Origin of the sequence: Pinibacter aurantiacus, assembly GCF_019130065.1 — a bacterium.
GTDB lineage: Bacteria > Bacteroidota > Bacteroidia > Chitinophagales > Chitinophagaceae > Pinibacter > Pinibacter aurantiacus.
Genome location: NZ_JAHSPG010000012.1, coordinates 95,197 through 116,668, shown reverse-complemented (window position 1 = coordinate 116,668; position 21,472 = coordinate 95,197). Strand labels below are relative to the sequence as shown.

Below are 21,472 nucleotides of genomic sequence, written 5' to 3'. Positions count from 1 at the left end.
TGCTTCGGCTGTCTCCGAACGTGCGCTATGCATTCGTAATATTTGGCAGTATGCTCCGTTTGCCTCGCAATGACGAGTCGCACCTAATCATCTTCAAATTTCAAATTGTTCAGGATTACTTCAGCTTATGCGGATTTGGAATGAAGTTGAGGAAAGCATCGAACTTCGTTTTGTATTTTCTTTTATCCAGTTTAAAATAAAAGGCGCCACGCTTGGAGCTTTCTTTCTCTTTTTCTTTTTGTTTTACAAGTAAACCTGTAGATAATACTTTTCTGCTGAAGTTTCTTTTGTCGAAAGTTGAGTCATAAACGCCCTCATATAGCACCTGCAATTGCGGCAGTGTGAATTTTTCAGGCAACAGTTCGAACAAGATAGGATGGAGGGCGGCTTTGTAACGAAGCTTTTCCTTTGCCATCTCTACCATTTCGGTGTGGTCAAAAATGAGTTTCGGAATTTTATTCAGGGGGAACCATTCAGCGTGATAGTCCTTACTGATCTGGTGTTTATATTGATTGATGTCGATCAATGCAAAATAAGTGATGGAAGCGGTTCTCTCAATGGGATCGCGGGCAGGGTCACTGAACGCGTAAAGCTGTTCCATATACACGTTTTCAAGACCTGTAAGTTTATGTAAAACACGGCCCGCAGCTAATTCGAAGCTTTCTTCTTTTTCAACAAAACCGCCCATAAGGCTCCATTTGCCTTTTTCCGGCTCGAACCCTCTTTGAATTAACAGTAATTTCAATTGCTGGCCGTCAAATCCGAAAATGATACAATCTACGGCAACCAAAAATCTTTTTTGGTGTGAATAACCTGTCATAAATGTTGTGTTATATGGCGTCGCTAAAACAATGGAAATGTGAAAGTAACAAAATTTTTTCCGGTGCAACAAGAATGTTTCAAATTAGTGTAAGATTGACGGTTATTAAATTTGGGAATTTGAGGATTTGAAAATTTGAAAATGGAACGCAGAGTCTCATGATTGGTTGTGATCTTTTGATTTGAGATTTGAAATTAATCAGTGTCGGGTGGGATCAATTTCTAATCGTGACCAATCATGATAATCATGAAAATCTGCGTTCTCCCTCATTTTCAAATCTTCAAATTTTCAAATTATTCCTCCGTACCTTGCGCCCCAGTTAAAAAAGAACAAACATGAGCAATGATTTTTCGGTGCTGGAAACGCTGGTAAAGGATAGAAGAACAGTGAAGGCACAACAGATGAACGGAAAGAAGATTCCTGATGCACAAATAGTACAGTTGTTGGAATTGGCAGATTGGGCGCCCACTCACGCAAATACAGAGCCATGGCGCTTTTTTGTATATGGCGGAAGTGACGTGCAGGGCTTTTGCAAACAACATGCAGAATTGTGGAAACAAACAACGCCGCCAGAAAACTTTTTGCAGGGTACGTACGATAAGTTTGCGACAATGGGTGATGCAGCATCTCATGTGATCATTGCTGCAATGAAACGTGCGCCAACTTCAAAAATTCCGGTAATGGAAGAAATTGCTGCCACAGCATGTGCTGTTCAAAATATTTTGCTCGGTGCGGAAGCTCTCGGCATTGCTACGTTTTGGAGCACGGGCGGCATGACGCTGAAAGAACCATTCAAACCATTTCTGCATTTAAACACTGAGGATGTCGTTATGGGGATCATCTACCTTGGCTACAGCGATGTTGAACCTGCCGGCAAAAGACTGGTTCCATTGGAAGATAAGGTTAGATGGAACGGCGGTCCGTTGAATAAATTTTAATTTCTCCGTAGAGACGCATGAAAATGCATCTCCTGTTGCACAAACGCGATGTTCGAATGAAAAGGTCGGACATCGCGTTTTGTTTTTTTACCATTGAATTTTTTAAATGGGATGCGTATTCGCATGCGTTTTTATCGCACAACAACGGGTTTAACAGAGACGCATTATCATGCGTCTCTACGACAATTCCTCCAATGACCTGGTCTTTTTGGGGGGCAATAAAAAATCCTTCGGGTGCCTGAAAAAATAGCGTCTCAAAATGCCGAGAAACTCAGGATAATCTTTCAACCGTATGCCACGCGATTTCACGGCAACAAAAAAAGCGAGCGAAAAACTCACCAGGAAATTGATGAAACCAATCAGTAAAACACCTGCAATGACAGTCAGCAAATAAGATAGTGGCACGTTATGATCGAGGCCATAATAACCAATGGCCGTGTTACCGGCAGAAATGGTGATGTGCCTGATGTCGAACGGAATGCCGAATATTTTTCCTAGAGGCGCCGCCCAACCTAAGAAGAAGCCAAGTGAAATGCTTCCTGCCAGCGTGCCGGAATTTTTATTAAGAAAATTGGCGAGTTTATCAAGTCTTTTTGCCGGTATGGTATTCACAAAAATGGGGTGATTTTTAAGCCGCTCCGCCACATTTCCATACACTACATGATTTTCTACATAGCCCGCAATAATGCCGCTTAAAAACAGAAAGAAGCCTGTAACACAGGCCCATAATACGGACATACTTTGCCAGGGATGTTGATCTGCCAGTAACTTTTGTGCTGCATCTCCTGCGGCAATTTTAAAACCAAATGAGAGATTGAAGAGCCATGCCAGCAAATAGGTAAAGGGAAAGACAACCAGCAGATTACCAGCAAAGGAGGCGATCTGGCTGCGTGAGACTTTCGCAACAGTTAAGGCAAGGTTGCGAAGATCTGGGCGTGACTGGCTTTTTTTCACATCGAGCGAACTCGCTACAGCGGAAGCAGTGTAGGCCGGTTGTTTGGTGGCGAGCGTGGCATCCGACTGATCCATTAATACAAAACAAGTTGCATAGTTTGTCCCGTAGCTCATGCCTTGCCAGAAGTAAGGCAAATGAACAAGACCAAGCAGGTTCTTTATAATGGCGCCAAATGATATAATGAAACTGCCAGCCATGGAGCTGTTAAAGAGATGTCGAAAATCTGCCCGACTATTGCTGATATATTTTTGCCCCTTCTTTCCTTTGTGTTCTGCTATTTGATAAGCCACCAGCCCAAGGTTTACAGAAAGAAATTCACGAAGGCTGTTTTTTGTGTTTTCATTTTTTACGACTGTCTTAAAATATTCAATGAATCTTTCTGTATCAAAAAGTTCATCTGTATCCAGCACATCAATGATTACATGCATGCGCTCAATTTGTTGCTGCATGCGCACTGTTACAAATGTTTGCGCAAGACTGGTGCCGTATTCCAACCGCTGATCTGTTATCCATTGCAGGCTTTGCGTGCAGTTGTAAAGGTTTTCCTGTATGTTGGCAAACAACCATTTTTTTTCCCGGCTGTCGAAATTGTTTTTTTGCGTCATGTACAAATTCACCAGCCTGTTTTGTTCGATAAACGGTTGGATGGCGTCTTGCACATTACTAAATCGACCGGTTATTTCTTTCTCCATTCCCAGCGTGGCAACTTTGTAAGAAAGCATTTGCAACGATTCTCCCAATTGCCGGATGATATCGGGGTCGGTGATGTTTACCTGTATGCCCAGCAATTCAAAAAATTGTCGCCAAAGATCCTGGTCAATATTTTCTACCCAGACATGATCGTTCTTCAGGTAAAAAACTCTTTCTATTACGTAACGAAAGTCTTTAGGATGGGGAAGGGGTGGAAGTATTCTATGTTTCAGTTTGCTAATCAGTTCCTGCACGAATCCGCGTGAGCTGGTAATGCCGCTTTCAGTAAGTGTGGGTATGAGATCAGTATTTTGAAATTGCGACAGTAAAGCTTTGCGTAAGGCAAATAGTGCAACACTTTCTTCGCGCAGTTTTGCCAGCACTTCCCTGAATTTTTTCTCCGCTTCTTTTGTGTTGCGATAGTTTCCCGGACGTATATTTTTAACAAGGTCAACCACATATTGGAGACCACTCGTTCCTGTATACAAGGGAAGAACAACTGCTTTATCTTTTTTCTTCGCGATAGTCTCTTGCTTTTGGGTTCTTTGAAAAAATATCATGGGCAGATCATAGGTTGTTTTGAATTTCGGTACCGTTGTATCACAGGCAGCAATGCGTCGATACGCAATATACGTAATATAAAAAATACGATTAATGTAGTGGAAACTAATCCTTTGTGAAAGTTGTGCAGTATTAAAAGTAGTTTATAATTTTGCCAAAATTATTCTGTATGAATTTCTACCTTAATGATGACACCAGCACACGTGTAGAAGAGGATGTAGATATACTCACGGCAGTCGATGAACCATACCAGCTTATCGTGTGGAACGATGAAGTGAACACCTTTGAATGGGTGATTGAAACGCTTGTGGAAGTATGCGGACATTCTGTGGAGCAGGCAGAGCAATGTGCCATGATCATTCATGTGAAAGGTAAGTACGCCGTAAAGAAAGGTGAATATGATACTTTGAAACCGTTGTGCGATGCGATCACAGACAGGGGCATTGGTGCAACGGTGGAAGAAACGGTACGGTAGGGGCGAATCGCATTCGCGCTGGTGCATAGAAATAGTGATTGCAAATTCCGCACAAATTGAAAATTGAAAGTTGAAAATTGAAAATGCGGGTGACATAAACCCTGCGCTTTGATAAATCAAACCTTACAGTAAACACAAGAAATCTTAAATATCCAATCTCAAATCATCCTATGCCAGTATTCGCCTTAGATAAACACATCGTTTTTCCTCCCGTTGAAGAATCAGAGCCGGACGGTTTATTGGCGATTGGCGGAGATCTTTCTGTGGAACGATTGCTGACTGCTTATAAGCAAGGCATTTTTCCCTGGTACGAAGGTGAATATCCCCTGTGGTGGTGCCCCGATCCACGATTCGTTCTAGTTCCCGGCAAACTTAAAATCTCCAAAAGCATGGAAGCGCTTTTCAGGAAAAAAGCTTTCTCATTTACAATCAACCAGGCATTTAATGAAGTGATACGCCATTGCAAAAGCATTTCTCGCAAGGGGCAAAATGGAACCTGGATTACCAACGAGGTTGAACTCGCTTATAATCAACTACATCAGCTCGGTTATGCACACAGCGCAGAAGTATGGAGTGATGGTGAATTGGTTGGCGGACTCTACGGCATTCGAATGGGAAAAGTTTTCTTTGGAGAAAGCATGTTCAGCAAAATGAGTAACGCTTCAAAGTATGCCTTTATCAGCTACGTTGAGCAGTTGAAGAAAGAAGGCGTACAACTAATCGATTGCCAGATACACACCTCACACTTGGAAAGCCTCGGCGCTGAGATGATTCCCCGTAAAACATTCACGCATTTACTGAAAGAGCTGCTGTAAGAGAGATTACCGGCAGCCTAACAACTATCAGCAAACAACCTCCTCCGCCTTAACAATGGTCATAAAAAAGCAACGTTCTGCTTTGTTATTTTGTCTTGTCTACCAAACGCGTAGAATTACGATATCTTGTGAAAAACTTTGTAAAACGTTGAATAATATGGTTTGACATTTTGTTGTTTTAAAAACTTTCGTACTTTTATACCGGAAATATCGCATCAGATCGTCACTCCCTTTTATTTAACTATACTTCACATCTCCTATCCCGTGGAAGCTAGATTTTAGTCTGTTTTATTTTATTTTTCTAAACTTTTAAAAGCTCCCATTATGAAAAGAAATTTCCACATTCATCTTAACGGAATCACTATTGCTTTAATCGTTATTGCTTTGTATGCTTCTCTTACTTTGATTACTTACTTAGCTTGGCGCAGTCAGTAGTAGATAACTCTGTTATCTTATATTTTTAATGGTAAACCGGCCGGCAGCAAGCTCCCCGGAATTCTAAATATGATTTACATCACCTGTGAGAGTGTAAATTCCAGAATATTATTAAGGATTGTTGCCGGTCATTACCGCGTCATTTAATTGAGAGTTGAAAATGGAGAGTTGAGAGTTAAAAACAATGCGAGATTCTTTTTATTTCTCAATTCTCAACTTTCAATTCTCCATTAAAAAAGTATTTTCCTCTCCGGATATTTTTCTGCGTATTGATAAATCAAGCCGCGGATGTAATCGTTGTCGGGGTGTGGAGTTACCCGTTCCTTCAATTGTTCCAGCGTAATGTCCTCGCCAAATTCTCCTTTGAGCGCAATGCCGCCGAATTTGCCTTTATTCATAAGCAGGATGGAAGAGTGGTTGTAAGTGCCGTCAAATATGGCGAAGGTGGGCAACTGCTCATGTAATGCGGTGATTGCCTTCAATACTTTTTCATTGTGCAAGGAAGCGGTTTCTATAATGTCGTCATAATCATTTATAGTGCCAAAGCATAAACGCTCATTGAGTTCAAACTCTTCTGCCATTTTTCTTAACAAAGTTTGTCCTTCGTACAACAGATTAAAAGTGTACAACGGATTTAAATGTTGTTTCTTTTTTTCTATTGCAAAACGCACATATCCTTTTCGATCTTCGTAAGTATACAACCCATATGATTGATGAAACCCTTTCTGACTGCGGTTAAACTCTGGCCATAGTTTTCTTATTTCAATACTTTCAAGAATCAGTGCAACCAGTTCGCTCGAGCATTCTTTATGTGTAATGCTGTAAACTTTTCGTAAAAGATCCTGTTTGCGTTTGCCACCATCGTTGTTAGAAAAATGACTCTTCACACGCTTCTGCAAATTGGTAGCCTTGCCTACGTAAATGATCTTTCCTTTTGAATCATGAAAGTAATAGACGCCGGGCATCATCGGCAACTGCTCAATGTAATAAGTGGGCAAATGCGTTGGCAAATACTGTTCTTTGTTTTTGCCTTTCAGCATTTTGGCAACATGTCCTTCTGAGTCGCCTGCAAGAATTTTTTCAAACAGCATGGCAGTTGCAGCTGCATCGCCGTAGGCTCTATGCCTGCCTTCTATAGTAATGCCTAGTGAGCGGCAAAGATTGCCCAGGCTATAACTTGGCAGCCCCGGAATCACCTTGCGGGCCATGCGAACGGTGCAAAGTTTTTTCGCATTAAGCTCATATCCGCAAGCCTGCAGCTGGTGTTTAATAAAAGAGTAATCGAAGTTTACGTTGTGGGCAACAAAAATGCGATTAGAGAGTAGATTGAAAACATTTTCGGCAACATCTTCAAAGGTTGGTGCATCGGACACCATAAAATTATCGATGCCTGTAAGCACAGTAATGAAATGCGGAATCCTTTGGTTAGGATTGATCAGCGTTTGAAACTTTCCTTCCACCTCCATTCCGTTGTGCAGTATAATGGCAATTTCTGTAATGCCATTACCATTTGCAAATCCACCGGTTGTTTCTATATCTACTATCGCATACATGACTCAAAACATTCTCACTTTTAATGATTTTTTTCTTGCTAAAAATCATTCACTAATTTAATTTACGTCGTCAAAATGATGTAGGCGAAGTTAAAAAATTGTTTTGACTTAAATTTTCAAATCCATGCGTTTAATCCTGTCCCTTTTCCTTTCCGTATTGTTTACTGTAAATAGCTTTGGCCAAGAGGTCCGTATTGAAAAAAAGAACATCAGCGACACCGTTTTTTACGATCAGCGGATGTTGATCATTCCTTCCGACTCGCTCGATGCGATGAAAGTAATGCTGAAACTTTTCCCGGGTAAATTGTACAATTTATCAAGTAAAGATTACAAGAATACTTTTATAAGTTGGGAATGTAAAAAATGCAAACCTGCAACTTACACCGACGTGAATGGGGTAGAAGGAGATCAGCTATTTCCTTATAAAAACGGCGTTGCTACAAGATTAATAGATGTGATCCACTACAAGGACACAAAAGGCAACGAATACAAGATACTTGCCTTCAATCATTCGGCATATGATGAAGATGGAGCGCAAACAGGACGCTTTACAGGTGGTCTCCTTGGGCTTGCAAAGTTTGCCAAAATGGACGGCAGCTGGCAAATGAGATCTTTTCAACCAGCTATTGCTGCCTTTGGTTCATTTGCAAGTTCTCCAAAACCATTGCCGCTTGTTATAGGCGAGGACCAATACGCTTTTACCGTTCTGCATCGAAATGGTGGCGCGGGCGGTCCATTTGAAGGCATGTTGTTTCTCATTGCTGGGACTGGCGGTAAATACCGTCCCATTCTCGCCACAGGGCAATACGAACTGACAAATACAGATAAAGGTGAAACCTCGTGGAAGAGCTCGATCAAAGTTGACAATGACAGCAAGAAACAATATTTTATAGATATCATCATCACTACAAAAGGATATTACCACAGAAATGAAAATGAAGAAGACGAGTTATACAATGGTCCTTACGAAATAGCGTCGTTCATTAAGAATAAAACCTCCTTCGATTTTGTAATTGAAAAACGATATTCTTTCGATGGCAAGTACTATAAAATGAAAGGAAAGCCGGTGGTAGCGATAACGAATGCGAAGTAGAGACGCGTTCAACGCGTCTCTCTTATGTCGTTCAATTGATAAAAATGCAACGACATCCTGATACAAAAGAGACGGATTCAATGTATACAAGAGACGCATTCAATGCGTCTCTACTGGGATTCGAAATTATTTCTAACAGCGATGATGATAGGCCCTTAGTGAAACTTAGTGCCCTTAGTGGCTTAGTGGTAAATATTCGAGTCTTTTCTCAACAAGCTGTACCTATGTTCATTGATTAGTTGATTGTTCTTGAAAATAGATTTTTCAAAAATGCAGTCAAATTTGAATCCGGCGTTTTCAAGCACTTTCATAGACCCGGCGTTCCATTCAAACACACAAGCAAACAGACGTTCGAGATTAAATGTCTTGAAGAAATGTGGGATCGCATGTTTGGCGGCTGTGGTCATTATCCCCTTTCCCCAAAAAGGCTCTGCCAGCCAGTAACCGAATTCTGCATTTTTGCGATAAATATCTTCCTGTAAAATAATGCCAATAACACCAATGCATTCACCATTGTACTCGATCGCTAATTCTGTCGGGAGTACTTTTTTTCGTGAAAGAAAAATTCTTGCATCTTCAATAGTATAAGGATGCGGAAAACTATCCCGGAGATTGTTTTTGATCTTGATATTATTTGCATACCGTGCAATGCTCTCCGCATCGTCGGTATGTAAATAACGGAGGATGAATGTTCCGCAGTTTATGGTCATTTAGTTTTGAGTTTTGAGTTATGGGTTTTGAGTAGGATGTAGTGAGTTATAAGTTTCGCGTTCCCTTACTCATAACTCACTACTCATAACTCACAACTTTCCGCCCTCGATTCCTTTAATGTAAACATCCTGTTTTGGATATGGAATTTCAATGCCTGCTTTGGCAAATTGTTCGAAAATTTCAATCATTATGTTGCTGCGTAAAGTGCCTGCATCAGAAAGGTCGTAGGACCAGAAATTGATCTTAAAATCTACAGAGCTGTTGCCGAAATTATTTAGCAGTACAGAAGAGGCAGGCGATTGCATCACCTTGCTGTTGTTTTTCAAAACGTTTTCAATGATCTCTTGTGCTTTGCGTACATCAGCCTCGTAAGCAATGCCTATGACGATTTCCATGCGTTTGTTTCGGTTGTGCAGCGTCCAGTTGATAAGGTGTTTTGAGAGCATGTCTCCGTTCGGCACAATGATGTCCGCACCATCGGCGTTGCTGATCTTGCTCGAGCGAACGCCTATTTCTTTAACCGTTCCTGCACGCCCGTCTATTTCAATATAATCGCCCACCTGGATGGGTCTCTCAAATGCGAGAATAATTCCTGATACAAGGTTGTTAACAATGTTTTGCAAACCAAAACCGATACCAACACCCAAGGCACCGATCATGATGGAAATTTTATCAAGCGGAATACCTGCGGCAGCGATGGCGATCATAAAGCCCAGTGCCCAAACAGCCAGCCTTACCAGCAGCATCACAGAACCTATGTTGCTTCTCTTGTTGGTATTGTCATTGAGCTTGCTGCCGAAAAAGAAATTGATGAATTGCGAAATGATAGAGGATATCCAAATAACAAATACAAAAATGGCGATGCTCATAAAGCTAAACTGCATGTTGCCAATGGAACGCGTTTTGTTAAAGAACCAGTCAATAAATTTGAAGAGCGAATCATACATGGTGAGGCTTTTCGTGAAAGCGATCAAAAACAGAATGCCTGTGATGATCCAAAGCGCTCTTCTCAATTTTGTTTTTAATTCATCATACACAAGAAACTCCGAGAACCTGCTTTCACGCAATGATTTGGACTGCAGATATACCGCTTCTAAAATAATAGTGCTGAATGCTTTCAGCGTAAAGGTGAAAATGAAACTTTGAACTGCAGTGATGCCGAATATTTTCGCAAGCGTAACACGTCCCGTAAGATTGAATATTATTGATAAAGCAGCAAATGAAAATGTAAGAATGGTGATTGATTTTTTTACAGGAGATTCATCCAGTCTTACAAACATGTCTTCTTTTTCACGCAACATTTTCACGCATGTCAATACTACTCCGGTACTTCCGATGATCAACCAGAAACGCTCTCCAAATGCAGATTCCAGGAAGAGATCATCCAAGGCAAAGAAAAGCCATAGTATCGACATGATGATCCAGTTTGTTTTTGCCGAAGGCGTAAAGAACGGCATCAGCAGATACGTTATCAAAAGCAACCTGATCACTTCATTTACGTGCATGTACACCATTGGTGGATTAGGATACATGAATGGTCCCACACATAAAAAGGCAGTGAGGCAGGATATTATTACTGAATGATTCAGAAAATGCAGCGGTCCAAGTATTTTTTCAGCATCAGCATATTTTTTAACGCGTCTGTAGTTGAACCAGCACCAGCTGAGGAAAGCAAACAAGACCAGCAGGTTAATGCTGCGAGTGTCCCAGCTTCCAGCGACATAAATATTAAAAACGCGGATCGACCTCGTAAAGGTGCTCGTAATTACATCCCACAAAGATTGTTTGTAATCAGACGGTCTTATGCTATACAGCGGTTCTTCTTCCTTTCCCCACATTGCGGTTTTGAACGATGTTGTGCGGAAATTAAGGTCAGACATCATGTCGCTTATCAACAAGTTGCTGATCGAGACCTTGTTCTTCATCAGGTTGATGCGTGTGATGGCCTGCTGTTGTACAGAGTCAAGATTGTGTGCTTTTCTCAACACATTTTGAACTTGTCTGCTTAACGAAGTATCAGGAATGCTTAGTTTTAAAGTACCATCGTTAACTATCTTTTTCACCTCCTGGTTGCTTTTAACGATCTGGTCGGAGTAATCAGCCAGGCTTTTTTGCCAGTCGGCCAACTTTGAACCGATTTCCTGCAACATGATGGTAAATGTGTTGAGGTTGCGGAGGTTCATTTCCGCATCATTTTTATCGAGTCGATTTTTGAAGAACGTAAGGCTTTTTTCTATCGATGGAATACCAGCCGCAATTTTTGTGGTATCCATTCTTCGTTTAAAATAGTTGGATGATCTCGATATCGTGAACGTGTATGTTTCAATCTTGCTGGCAATTTTAGAAACTGCAGTATCTGCCTGCTGCTTCAGCGCTATTGAATCGCGAATTTGTGCTTTGCGAATAGAGTCTTCAGGAGAAAGATTGTGTTGTGCGAAACTCTTTTGCAGAGTGATGCACAATAAAATAAAAATAATGACCGGTCTGGCGTGCCTCAGTTTTTTCATGTAGGATTTTTCTTGTGACTGCAAAGTAATTTGAAAAAACCGGAAATGTGAGAATTTGAAGATTTGAAAATTTGAAAATTCTTTCCGTTCGGCAATTTAGAATGGAACGCAGATTTTCAAGATCTTCATGATTTGATAAGATTTTTTGAGTATTATTAATGACGTGTTGGGCATTCAAATCATTTAAGAAAAATCATAACAAATCATGAAGATCTTGAAAATCTGCGTTCCGCTTATCATTGCGCTCTCAGCGTGCAAAGCCAGTCATTCCGATGAATCATTTTTCTTCGTGCAGATGTCAGATCCGCAATTTGGTTTTTATACCGACAATAAATCATTTGACATAGAGACCGCTCATTTTGAAAAGGCCATTCAAAAAGCCAATCGCCTGCATCCTGCATTTGTAATTGTTACAGGCGACCTGGTACATAAAACACTTGATGCTGCTCAAATTGATGAATACAAAAGGATTGCGGCGCGGCTTGATTCCGATATTCCACTGTATAATGTGCCCGGCAACCATGATGTAGGGAACGAGCCTACTCCGAAAGACGTTGATGGATACAATGCAGCGTTTGGTCCCGACTACTACACATTTCATTGCGGCAATATGTTGGGCATTGTATTAAATTCAAACTACCTCCACAGTCCCGAAAAGGCGATGGATAAAGCAAAGGCGCAGGAAGAGTGGCTCATCAGAACATTGGATTCTGCCTCCAATAAATCATACAAGAACAAAGTGGTGTTCATGCATCATCCGCTATTTATTGAAAGAGCGGAAGAGGGTGATGGCTATTTTAACATCCCGACGGTAACAAGAAAAAAATATCTCGACCTGCTAAAGGCCAATGGCGTTAAATACATTTTTGCAGGTCATCTGCACCGTAACTTTTTTGGAAAAAGTGATAGTCTCGAAATAACAACCACCGGACCGGTAGGAAAGCCGCTGGGCCAGGATTCATCGGGCCTGCGCATTGTTCAGGTGAATGGCGGGGTTATTACGAGTAAATACTATGTTCTTGATTCAATACCGGCGAAAATGCAATGAATTTGAAAATTTGAGGATTTGAAAATTTGAAAATACACTCTGTGCGAGTGGTGATGGAACGCAGATTTTCATGATTGCCATGATCTGTTATGATTTTTTGATTTGAGATTTAATAGACTTCATCAGATCTCAAATCATCAGCAATCATGACAATCATGAAAATCTGCGTTCCGTCTTCCCATTTTCAAATCTTCAAATTTTCAAATTGAAAACTACCGTATTTTGCACCACAAACAACCCGGTGCATGCATACATTTGAAACATTGAGTAAGCTTTTTATTGCCAGATTTGATACCAAACATTTTACGGGTAAGCCTGTGACGCTGTATGAACCGGCTGATTATTTTTTGTCTTTAGGAGGAAAACGAATTCGTCCTGTAATGTGTTTGATGGCGAACGAACTTTTCGATGATATCATTGAAGATACCTGGAATGTCGCGACGGCTATTGAGTTGTTTCACAACTTTACGCTTATTCACGATGATATAATGGACAAAGCGCCTTTGCGTCGTGGCCTTACAACAGTTCATATTAAATACGGAGAGCCAACTGCTTTGCTGGCTGGCGATGTGATGCTGGTGACAGCCTATGATTACCTCAACAGAATGAAAAGTGGCCATCTTCAAAAGGTGATACATCTCTTTAACAAAACGGCGAAGGAGGTGTGTGAAGGGCAGCAGCTTGACATGGATTTTGAGCAAAACATGCAGGTCAGCATGGATGAATACCTGCATATGATCGAGCTTAAAACGTCTGTTTTGCTTGCTGCAAGTTTGAAGCTGGGCGCCATTCTTGGCGGAGCAGGCGATGGCAACCAGCAGCACATGTATGAGTTTGGAAGAAACCTCGGCATCAGTTTTCAGATACAGGATGATTACCTCGATGCATTTGGAGATCCGGCGAAAGTAGGCAAGCAGGCTGGGGGAGATATTAAGGTGAACAAGAAAACCTTCTTAATGATCAAAGCGCTGGAAAGCTGCAATGATGATCAGTTGGAGCAGCTTACAAAACTGATGAAAGAAAATCCTGATGATAAAGTCGAGAGAGTGTTGGAAATTTTCAGATCACTCGGCGTTGACAAATGGGCGATTTCATTAAAGGAGCAGTACATGGAAAAGGCATTCCAACATCTTGAAGAAATTGCGGTATTAAACGTCAGAAAGGAGCCGTTGAGACAATTGACCTATGCCTTGATGCAGAGAGAGTACTAATTTGAAAATGTGGGGATTTGAAAATTTGAACATGAGGGAGAACGCAGATTTTCAAGATTTTCATGATTTGTCATGATTTGAAAAATTTTGACAATGTGCGTTAAGTTTTTCAAACGTATCCTTTTGTATAAGACTTTTGTACTTTTACTAACTACAAACTTTTTCAAATCTTATACATTTATGAAAAGAATAAACAGTATGGTTAACGTTTTGTTGTCCTTTTCATTATTTCCCTTTAGTTTAACAAATTCGACGGATGATTTTAGAAAAAAGTTATCCAAATATCAAAATACCAATCAACAAACGGATGAGGTCAATATTTCCAACGATTGGCAAAGCGTAGGAATTGATATTTCTCAAGCGGTTGAAAAAGGAAAGAATGGATAGGAGAGAAAGTCCAATTCCCAATCAGCAACACAGAAATCCTGAGAAAAATGGCGGAGTCTTAGCCACTCACATGCAATACCATCAAGGCCCAATTCCGCCGGCAAGTGAGCTGCAGCGCTATAATGAAATTAATCCCGGCTTTGCGGACAGGATTATTTCAATGGCTGAAAGGGAACAAAAGGCACGGTTAGAACTTAATCTATCTTCTTCAGAAAAGGTATTTGAGATAGAAAAAAATAAGGTCAGCATAACTAAAAGGGGACAATGGTTTGCACTGGTAATAGTTATCTTCATTTTACTTTTTGCATCATTTGTGGCCTATCTGGGTTATGCAAATGCAGCGGCTGGTTTGGTTGGAGCTGTAGTGGTTGGAGTCATAGTTTCATTTGTGGGAGGGAAAAAGAGAGAAGCTGAATCTTAGAAAACTAACTGCTCAGGATTTGAATGTCCCATCTTCTGCTTTTAATTCACTTTCAAAATATTAAGGAAATAAAAAGATGAAATTCTTTTAAAAAACCGGAATAAAAATTTTGCAGAAACATTTTCAACCTTATCTTTGCACTCCCAACAACGAAAAACGGTAACGCAAAACGTTGATAACGGGAAAGTTCTTACAGAAATGGGAGTTTAGCTCAGTTGGTTCAGAGCATCTGCCTTACAAGCAGAGGGTCGGCGGTTCGAGCCCGTCAACTCCCACTAAAGCCGAAATTCTTAAAAGATGAGTTTCGGTTTTTTTATTCAGATTTTCTGTTACAAAGTTCTTACAAAACGGGAGTTTAGCTCAGTTGGTTCAGAGCATCTGCCTTACAAGCAGAGGGTCGGCGGTTCGAGCCCGTCAACTCCCACAACCGAAGCCAGAATACTTAATAGTGTTCTGGCTTTTTTATTTGTGGTATTTGAAAGTTTGATCGGTTCAGAGCATTCCGGCTTGTAAGTCGGAAGGGTCGGCGGTTCGAGCCCGTCAACTCCCACAAAAAAAGCCAGAATACTAAAAAGTGTTCTGGCTTTTTTATTCCCATTGTTCTCCGTTATAATGCAAAAAAACTGGCAGATTAGGTTCTTTTTACATCTGGCATAAAATAGTAAAAGGCAGTCATAGACTGCCCTTTACCGTTTATTTATCAATTTTATAGATTGGATGCTATCATTTTTTATTTCAAGCTAAATTCAATTACCGGAACTTCATAAGGTGGCTTGTTTTTGGGAAGTTTTAAAATCAAGTCTGAATTGTTATCGCCGGTTTTAAATGCTACTTCAGAATCATCATTTAGGAATTGTGCATACTTTATTTTGCCACTATAATTAGGCAATACAAGTTGTCCATCTGCCGGATAACTGAAAAGATGCAGGTATAACTTCTTTGTAGTCGGATTGTATGTCAGCCTTTCGCCCATCGATTCTGGTATATTATATTCTGCGGGAGGAAAGGTGCAATTATAGATAGCCTGATTGTTTTCATGCATCCAGTATGCCAGGCTGTCCAGCGCTCTTTTAGCACGATAATCAAACTCTCCACGAGCTGTAGGGCCAACATTTAATATGAGGTTTCCACCATTGGCGGTGGAGGTGATTAACAGGTCAAGTAACTGACGTTGGTTCTTCCAGGTGTTTTCATCACGGTAGTATCCCCAGGAGCCAGAGAAGGTTTGGCAGGTTTCCCAATATTTTCCTTTATACGGTAATAGCTCCGATGGTTTTACCTGCTCAGGTGTCACAAAATCGCCGCCATCTGCATATCCATCCTGGTCAAGTCCTAACCTGTTGTTCACCAGGATTCCAGGCTGTAATTTTCTTACCAGTTTTATCAGGTTCAATGCGTCCCAGTCTTGTGGATGTTTACCATGTTTACTTTCTTTTCCCCACGTCCAGTCCAACCAAAGGATATCGATCTTTCCGTATTTTGTAAGCAGTTCCGTGATCTGGTCCTTCATATATTGCTGATATTTTTTCATATCGCGCCCTTTGTTTACACGCAGATAATAAGCATCTTTTTCTTCATTGCTAAGGCTGTCTGCCGGGCGTTGTGGATGGCAATCGTCAATGGTATAATCCGGATGGTGCCAATCAAGTAACGAGTAGTAAAAACCCACCTTTATTCCCTCGGCGCGGAAAGCATCTACAAATTCCTTTACCAGGTCGCGATGTGCCGGTGTGTTCGTTGCCTTGTAATCGGTATATTTTGAATCGAACAGGCAGAACCCTTCATGATGTTTTGTTGTAAGCACCGCATATTTCATGCCTGCGGCTTTGGCTTCTTTCGCCCATTTTTTGGGATCAAATTCGTCAGGGTTAAAATTGTCGAAATATTTTTGATAGTCTTCGTTCGTTATGCGTTCGTACATCTTTACCCACTCATGTCTGGCCGGCAAAGAATACAGCCCCCAATGTATGAACATGCCGAAACGACCATTGGTCCACCATTTCAGACGGCTCTCTTTTTGAGCAGCAGTCTCCTTAAATATTTTTATATCCTGCGCGCCGGCAAACAACGAACAGCATAAAAGCAATCCAATCGTGATACTTTTTTTCATCGGTGTATTTTTGTTTTTACATTTTGTCAATAGAAACTTTCAATAGATTATGATCACAACAAACAACAGTAAAAAGGAAAATGAAATTAACTTTTATACTATTTGAAATTTTAAGATTGATAAAATAGTACACTATTGTAGATAGGAAATTAAACGAATGATATATATTAAACGAAAACGACCAGATCTCACAGAGGAATCCGGTCGTTTTTTGATTTGTATGCGGCACATAAAGTATTTTCAAATTCCCGCATCCTCAAATTTTCAAATTATTTCTTCCTCTTCTTTTTGTCCTTAGCCGGCGCTGCCGCTTTGGACGAAGGTTTTGAAGTTTTCTTCTTTTCTTTTTTTGGTTTGGTTACTTCGCTTTCGCCTTCTTCAGGTTTTGCTCCACTGGTAAGCACCCACTCATAATCAAGCTGACGTTTGGCAAGATTTGCAGAAATCACTTTTATGCGCACTTTATCGCCCATGCGGAATGCACGACCACTGCGTCTTCCAACAAGTGCATAATCGCCCTCCATGTGGCGGAAATCATCGTAATCGAGCAGGCTGTTGATGCTTACAAGACCTTCGCATTTATGCTCCACAGTTTCTACCCAAAAGCCAAAACTTGCTACGCCGCTAATCACGCCGTCAAATTCATCACCCAGATAGTTTTGCATGTACTCTACCTGTTTGTATTTGTTTGCCGCACGTTCTGCGTCCATCGCAGCACGTTCACGTTCACTACAGTGCTTGCATTTTTCTTCCATTTCTTTGTCGGGCTTCACAGCGCTATCAAGCACTTCCTGTAATACACGGTGAACCATCACATCAGGATAACGGCGGATGGGAGAGGTGAAATGCGCGTAGTGCGTAAATCCAAGACCATAGTGACCTATATTGTCTGAGGTGTAAACAGCTTTTGCCATTGTGCGGATACCCAGTTGTTCCAGCACATGTTGCTCCGGTTTGCCCTGCACGTCTTTCAGCATGGTATTGAAGGATTCTGCAATGCCTTCCGGTGTTTTCGTATCGAACTTGTGACCGAATTTTTTGGCAAACTCCACGAATGGCAACAGTTTTTCTTCGTCAGGTGTGGCGTGCACTCGATAGGGGAAAGGAACCGGTTTTTTGGCAACCTTTACTTTCGCAACACTTTCTGCCACCACTTTATTTGCGAGCAACATCAGCTCTTCGATCAACTGGTGTGCCTCTTTGCTTTCCTTTATTACAATGCCGATTGGCTTGCCTTTGTCATCCAGTTTAAAGCGCACTTCCTGTGAGGAAAAATTGATCGCGCCTTTCTTGAAACGCTGTTTGCGCAAGCGTTGTGAAATATTGTTTAGGATGAGCACTTCGTCTTTATACAGTCCATCTCCTTTTTCAATCACTTCCTGAACTTCTTCGTAAGTAAAGCGGTGATTGGAGTGTATAACGGTGCGGCCCAGCCAGAAATCCTTCACTTCAGCTTTTGGCGTTATCTGGAACACTGCTGAGAAGGTGAACTTATCTTCTTTCGGACGCAAAGAGCACAATTCATTTGAAATTCTTTCCGGCAACATCGGATTTACTCTATCCGGCAAATACACGGAGGTTGCACGCTGGTAAGCTTCTTTATCCAATGCCGTATCCGGCGTCACATAATAGCTCACGTCTGCAATGTGAACGCCTATTTCGTAATGTCCGTTTTTCAATACACGGAAAGAAATGGCATCATCAAAATCCTTTGCATCTGCTGGATCTATAGTAATTGTAAATACATCGCGGAAGTCCTTTCGTTTCTTGATCTCTGCTTTTGGAAGCGCATCAGGAATGCGTGCTGTTTCTTCCTGTATTTCATCGCTAAAGCCAATAGGAAAGCCGTTTTCGAGAATGATCTCACGCATTGCAAATTCGTTCTCGTCGCTGGCATCCATTATCTTGAGCACCTCGCCGGTTGGCTTTTTATTCTTTTCCCAGCCCGTAATGCGAACGGTCACCTTGTCATCGTTCTTCGCGTTGTTCAATTTATCCAACGGTATGTAAACATCCGGCATTGGCTTTTGAGACTCCGCTATAAAAAAGGCGAAATTTTTATTCAGGTCTATTTTACCAACAAATTCTGTTTGTTTTCTGTCCACCACTTCCGTGATCACGCCTTGCGCCCTTCCTGTTCTGTGTGGATCGCTGGTGATCTTCACCAGCACGGTATCGCCGTGCAATGCAGTATTAAAATCGTTTGGCCTTACCAGTATGTCATTGTCAAGTTGCGGTACAATAATAAATCCAACGCCTGATCTGGTGATATCAAGCACACCTTTGTACTGACGGGTATCGGATGACGGCTTTTTCTTCTTTGTTTTTGAGTTTTTTCTACTCATGTAATTTGTTTAAGATGGAGCGAGTAGGAAATGAGTGATGAATTATGAGAGATGAGAGATGAATTGTTCATGATGGCTGTTTAATGCATTCATAATTCATCACTCATCGCTCATCACTTTTTTTGTTCGCTCTAATAAATGTAATAATTAAATTATTGAAATCATTGCCTTCGTTAAATAGAAATTGCATTTCTATAGGTATAACGTAAAAGGGAAGGCTTTTCAACTGGTCGTCAAACTTGGCGAGGCGAACGGCGTCTTTTTCCGTGGTCAGAATAATTTTATGATCGGCATTGAGAGCGGCGAATTTCTTTTGAATGTCCTTCAGGTCGTCAATGGTAAAAATATAGTGATCGTTGTAAGCCTGTTCCGTATAGGATTTTGTTTGCTCGGCCAGCAGCTTTTTTAGTGGTTTTGGGTTGGCGATACCCGTTACCAACAGCGCTTCTGTTTCATCGTTTAATACAAAAGGCGTTTTTTCAGTTATGTGATACAACGAACCGTAGCGTATGGTGGAGAAGAAAATCTTTTGATCTTTCGTAGGCGCCAGTTCTTTTATGATCTCGTTTTTCTTTTCAACAGAAAGATCAGCAGGACATTTGGTAACAACAATAACATCGGCACGTTGTACACTGCTTTTTACATCCCTTAAATCGCCTGAAGGCAAATACCAGTCACGAGTGTACAGATTGCTGCAATCTGTCAGCACAATATTAAAACCCGCTTTGACAGCCCGGTGCTGGAAAGCATCATCCAGAATGATCAGGTCTGTATTGGGTTTGTCGTGCAGTAGCTGCGGAATAGCAACAATTCTTTCTTCGCCCACGGCCACCGCAACATCCGGAAATTTCAAATGAAACTGCATGGGTTCATCGCCAATGTCAAGAGCGGTAGTAGATGCGTTTGCCAATGCATATCCTTTGGTTTTTCTTTTATAACCGCGGCTTAAAGTTGCTACCTGGAAATCATTTCTAAGGAACTTCGCCAAATATTCCACCATCGGCGATTTGCCGGTTCCGCCCACAGCAATATTTCCGACGCAGATCAACGGAAGATTAAACGACGCAGATTTCAGAATGCCTTTATCATAAAGCTTATTGCGCAGCCAAACAACGAGAACATAAACCAATGAAACGGGAAACAATAAAATGCGTATGGTCTTTAAAAGAGGGATGTTAAAATTCATACGTTTGGTTCGGTGTGATACATATGTTTAAAGGTACATCAAATTCATCAACATCGGCAATGCGTTGGATCGGGTCGAAATATGAGAAGCCGACTTTCAGCACATCGGGGCGGCACATGGCGAAAAACTTGTCGTAGTAGCCCTTGCCATAACCCACTCTGTAGCCGTTTGTGTCAAATGCGAGCAACGGGGTTAGCACCATGTCAATAGCTTCCGGTACAATGATCGTACCGTCAACAGGTTCCGCAATATTGTATTTGTTGAGTTGATAATTGGTGTCATCATCCACGACTACGGCTTCCATGTTGCCCTGCTTTATAACGGGGTAGGCTAGGTGCATGCCAGGCATACGGAAAGCCATGAAATCGGTAAAAATATGCGTATTCAGCTCCGCCATTGTTTGCAGCGGCCAGTAACTCATTACCACCTGCACATTGTCAAACCACAGCTGTTGAAAATTGATGAGCAGCAGGTCGTCGAGTTTCAACCGGTCGCGCTCGGCAAGTTCGAGGCGTTTTTGTTTGTATTCGTTTCTTATTTCTTTTTTAGTCATAAAGCATTTTGTAGCGCTGAGCGCAAAATTACTGCTTGCTGCTGAACAAAAGCTTTATCCGGATTTTCCGTAAACGGAACACTGCTAAGTGATGGATAACCGCTCCATCTCGCAATTTCGCTTTCGTAGTGCATATACTGGTCGTTAAAGATCCAACCTGCAACATCCAAATTTCTTGCCTTGCAAGCTTCTGCTGTCAAAATAGAATGGTTGATACTTCCAAGATAGTTGCGGCTTACCAAAATAACTTTCGCTCTCAGTTTTGCGATCAGGTCTATCACAAATTCATCCTCATTCAGCGGGACAAAAATGCCGCCGGCGCCCTCAATCACCACATACTCATTTGCAGCGGGAAGTGCTTTGTAAGCATCTGCAATTACGTCGAGGCTTATGCGCACATTCTCGTCCTTTGCCGCAATATGCGGAGAAGCCGGCAGCGCAAGTTTATATGCCTCTTTGTGAAATATCGTTTTGCTATTGGAAATTCTTTCCTGTATCCAACCCGTATCCGTACCATCATCAAAGCCGGCCTGCACAGGCTTCCAATAATCCGCCTGCAGCGCTTCTGTAACAATCGCCGATACAAGTGTTTTGCCAATGCCGGTGCCGATGCCCGTTATGAAGACAGGGTGCATTATGGTCGAATATTAGTGAGTAA

Annotated in this window: 18 protein-coding genes and 2 tRNA genes; 10 read left to right on the top strand and 10 right to left on the bottom strand. The window is 41.4% G+C overall.

What is annotated here, in order from left to right:
- Positions 1-115 precede the first annotated feature (115 nt).
- Positions 116-820, bottom strand: coding sequence for an NUDIX hydrolase (locus KTO63_RS14935; RefSeq protein WP_217792138.1), 705 nt, complete (start codon positions 818-820; stop codon positions 116-118).
- Positions 821-1,155: 335 nt separating this feature from the next.
- Between KTO63_RS14935 and KTO63_RS14930 the strand changes: the two genes are divergently transcribed.
- Positions 1,156-1,758: a nitroreductase family protein gene (locus KTO63_RS14930; RefSeq protein ID WP_217792137.1), complete on the top strand. Its 603-nt coding sequence runs from the start codon at positions 1,156-1,158 to the stop codon at positions 1,756-1,758.
- Positions 1,759-1,935: 177 nt separating this feature from the next.
- On the opposite strand, the gene KTO63_RS14925 is transcribed toward KTO63_RS14930, so the two are convergent.
- Entirely contained in the window at positions 1,936-3,963 is a 2,028-nt protein-coding gene (locus tag KTO63_RS14925) for a site-specific recombinase (protein ID WP_217792136.1), read from the bottom strand.
- 170 nt (positions 3,964-4,133) lie between these two features.
- Here KTO63_RS14925 and KTO63_RS14920 point away from each other — a divergent pair, with 170 nt between their 5' ends.
- Positions 4,134-4,439, top strand: coding sequence for an ATP-dependent Clp protease adaptor ClpS (locus KTO63_RS14920; RefSeq protein WP_217792135.1), 306 nt, complete (start codon positions 4,134-4,136; stop codon positions 4,437-4,439).
- Between the two features lie 170 nt (positions 4,440-4,609).
- Positions 4,610-5,254: a leucyl/phenylalanyl-tRNA--protein transferase gene (aat, locus tag KTO63_RS14915; RefSeq protein WP_217792134.1), complete on the top strand. Its 645-nt coding sequence runs from the start codon at positions 4,610-4,612 to the stop codon at positions 5,252-5,254.
- 665 nt (positions 5,255-5,919) lie between these two features.
- Here the strand turns inward: aat and KTO63_RS14910 are convergent.
- On the bottom strand, positions 5,920-7,242 hold the full coding sequence (locus KTO63_RS14910; protein ID WP_217792133.1) for an exonuclease domain-containing protein: 1,323 nt from the start codon (positions 7,240-7,242) through the stop codon (positions 5,920-5,922).
- A 124-nt stretch (positions 7,243-7,366) separates the two neighbouring features.
- On the opposite strand from KTO63_RS14910, the gene KTO63_RS14905 reads away from it, so the two are divergent.
- A complete protein-coding gene (locus KTO63_RS14905; protein ID WP_217792132.1) occupies positions 7,367-8,335 on the top strand; it encodes a hypothetical protein in 969 nt (322 codons plus the stop codon).
- Positions 8,336-8,517: 182 nt separating this feature from the next.
- Here KTO63_RS14905 and KTO63_RS14900 read toward each other — a convergent pair whose 3' ends face one another.
- A complete protein-coding gene (locus KTO63_RS14900) occupies positions 8,518-9,045 on the bottom strand; it encodes a GNAT family N-acetyltransferase (protein WP_217792131.1) in 528 nt (175 codons plus the stop codon).
- 90 nt (positions 9,046-9,135) lie between these two features.
- Positions 9,136-11,553 (bottom strand): mechanosensitive ion channel family protein, encoded by a 2,418-nt coding sequence (locus KTO63_RS14895; protein WP_217792130.1) that lies wholly within the window; start codon positions 11,551-11,553, stop codon positions 9,136-9,138.
- A 205-nt stretch (positions 11,554-11,758) separates the two neighbouring features.
- On the opposite strand from KTO63_RS14895, the gene KTO63_RS14890 reads away from it, so the two are divergent.
- The 6 genes from KTO63_RS14890 to KTO63_RS14865 all read left to right on the top strand — a co-directional run bounded on the left by KTO63_RS14890 (position 11,759) and on the right by KTO63_RS14865 (position 15,044).
- A complete protein-coding gene (locus KTO63_RS14890; RefSeq protein WP_217792129.1) occupies positions 11,759-12,601 on the top strand; it encodes a metallophosphoesterase in 843 nt (280 codons plus the stop codon).
- 245 nt (positions 12,602-12,846) lie between these two features.
- Positions 12,847-13,812 carry a polyprenyl synthetase family protein gene (locus tag KTO63_RS14885; protein WP_217792128.1) on the top strand — a complete coding sequence of 322 codons (966 nt, stop codon included), beginning with the start codon at positions 12,847-12,849 and terminating at the stop codon, positions 13,810-13,812.
- 180 nt (positions 13,813-13,992) lie between these two features.
- Positions 13,993-14,199, top strand: a complete 207-nt coding sequence (locus tag KTO63_RS14880; protein ID WP_217792127.1) for a hypothetical protein — start codon at positions 13,993-13,995, stop codon at positions 14,197-14,199.
- Positions 14,192-14,620, top strand: coding sequence for a DUF2335 domain-containing protein (locus KTO63_RS14875; protein ID WP_217792126.1), 429 nt, complete (start codon positions 14,192-14,194; stop codon positions 14,618-14,620). The genes KTO63_RS14880 and KTO63_RS14875 overlap by 8 nt, the downstream gene beginning before the upstream one ends.
- A 200-nt stretch (positions 14,621-14,820) precedes the next feature.
- Positions 14,821-14,895, top strand: a tRNA-Val gene (locus KTO63_RS14870).
- Between the two features lie 74 nt (positions 14,896-14,969).
- Positions 14,970-15,044 (top strand) — tRNA-Val (locus KTO63_RS14865).
- A 306-nt stretch (positions 15,045-15,350) separates the two neighbouring features.
- Here the strand turns inward: KTO63_RS14865 and KTO63_RS14860 are convergent.
- The 5 genes from KTO63_RS14860 to bioD all read right to left on the bottom strand — a co-directional run bounded on the left by KTO63_RS14860 (position 15,351) and on the right by bioD (position 21,449).
- Entirely contained in the window at positions 15,351-16,730 is a 1,380-nt protein-coding gene (locus KTO63_RS14860; protein WP_217792125.1) for an alpha-L-fucosidase, read from the bottom strand.
- Positions 16,731-16,999: 269 nt separating this feature from the next.
- A complete protein-coding gene (rnr, locus tag KTO63_RS14855; protein WP_217792124.1) occupies positions 17,000-19,075 on the bottom strand; it encodes a ribonuclease R in 2,076 nt (691 codons plus the stop codon).
- A gap of 103 nt (positions 19,076-19,178) precedes the next feature.
- Positions 19,179-20,261: a tetraacyldisaccharide 4'-kinase gene (gene lpxK / locus KTO63_RS14850; protein WP_217792123.1), complete on the bottom strand. Its 1,083-nt coding sequence runs from the start codon at positions 20,259-20,261 to the stop codon at positions 19,179-19,181.
- Positions 20,251-20,814 (bottom strand): 5-formyltetrahydrofolate cyclo-ligase, encoded by a 564-nt coding sequence (locus tag KTO63_RS14845; RefSeq protein WP_217792122.1) that lies wholly within the window; start codon positions 20,812-20,814, stop codon positions 20,251-20,253. The genes lpxK and KTO63_RS14845 overlap by 11 nt, the downstream gene beginning before the upstream one ends.
- Positions 20,811-21,449, bottom strand: a complete 639-nt coding sequence (bioD, locus tag KTO63_RS14840) for a dethiobiotin synthase (protein ID WP_217792121.1) — start codon at positions 21,447-21,449, stop codon at positions 20,811-20,813. Before bioD ends, KTO63_RS14845 begins: the two co-directional genes overlap by 4 nt.
- Positions 21,450-21,472: the final 23 nt, after the last annotated feature.

What these genes read in the sequence shown, in the direction of transcription:
- bioD (WP_217792121.1), bottom strand. Translation starts at nt 21,449, where the DNA reads ATGCACCCTGTCTTCATAACGGGCATCGGCACCGGCATTGGCAAAACA.
- KTO63_RS14930 (WP_217792137.1), top strand. Translation starts at nt 1,156, where the DNA reads ATGAGCAATGATTTTTCGGTGCTGGAAACGCTGGTAAAGGATAGAAGA.
- KTO63_RS14885 (WP_217792128.1), top strand. Translation starts at nt 12,847, where the DNA reads ATGCATACATTTGAAACATTGAGTAAGCTTTTTATTGCCAGATTTGAT.
- KTO63_RS14845 (WP_217792122.1), bottom strand. Translation starts at nt 20,814, where the DNA reads ATGACTAAAAAAGAAATAAGAAACGAATACAAACAAAAACGCCTCGAA.
- KTO63_RS14900 (WP_217792131.1), bottom strand. Translation starts at nt 9,045, where the DNA reads ATGACCATAAACTGCGGAACATTCATCCTCCGTTATTTACATACCGAC.
- KTO63_RS14895 (WP_217792130.1), bottom strand. Translation starts at nt 11,553, where the DNA reads ATGAAAAAACTGAGGCACGCCAGACCGGTCATTATTTTTATTTTATTG.
- KTO63_RS14875 (WP_217792126.1), top strand. Translation starts at nt 14,192, where the DNA reads ATGGATAGGAGAGAAAGTCCAATTCCCAATCAGCAACACAGAAATCCT.
- KTO63_RS14860 (WP_217792125.1), bottom strand. Translation starts at nt 16,730, where the DNA reads ATGAAAAAAAGTATCACGATTGGATTGCTTTTATGCTGTTCGTTGTTT.
- KTO63_RS14890 (WP_217792129.1), top strand. Translation starts at nt 11,759, where the DNA reads ATGAAGATCTTGAAAATCTGCGTTCCGCTTATCATTGCGCTCTCAGCG.
- KTO63_RS14905 (WP_217792132.1), top strand. Translation starts at nt 7,367, where the DNA reads ATGCGTTTAATCCTGTCCCTTTTCCTTTCCGTATTGTTTACTGTAAAT.
- KTO63_RS14920 (WP_217792135.1), top strand. Translation starts at nt 4,134, where the DNA reads ATGAATTTCTACCTTAATGATGACACCAGCACACGTGTAGAAGAGGAT.
- KTO63_RS14910 (WP_217792133.1), bottom strand. Translation starts at nt 7,242, where the DNA reads ATGTATGCGATAGTAGATATAGAAACAACCGGTGGATTTGCAAATGGT.
- KTO63_RS14880 (WP_217792127.1), top strand. Translation starts at nt 13,993, where the DNA reads ATGAAAAGAATAAACAGTATGGTTAACGTTTTGTTGTCCTTTTCATTA.
- aat (WP_217792134.1), top strand. Translation starts at nt 4,610, where the DNA reads ATGCCAGTATTCGCCTTAGATAAACACATCGTTTTTCCTCCCGTTGAA.
- lpxK (WP_217792123.1), bottom strand. Translation starts at nt 20,261, where the DNA reads ATGAATTTTAACATCCCTCTTTTAAAGACCATACGCATTTTATTGTTT.
- KTO63_RS14925 (WP_217792136.1), bottom strand. Translation starts at nt 3,963, where the DNA reads ATGATATTTTTTCAAAGAACCCAAAAGCAAGAGACTATCGCGAAGAAA.
- rnr (WP_217792124.1), bottom strand. Translation starts at nt 19,075, where the DNA reads ATGAGTAGAAAAAACTCAAAAACAAAGAAGAAAAAGCCGTCATCCGAT.
- KTO63_RS14935 (WP_217792138.1), bottom strand. Translation starts at nt 820, where the DNA reads ATGACAGGTTATTCACACCAAAAAAGATTTTTGGTTGCCGTAGATTGT.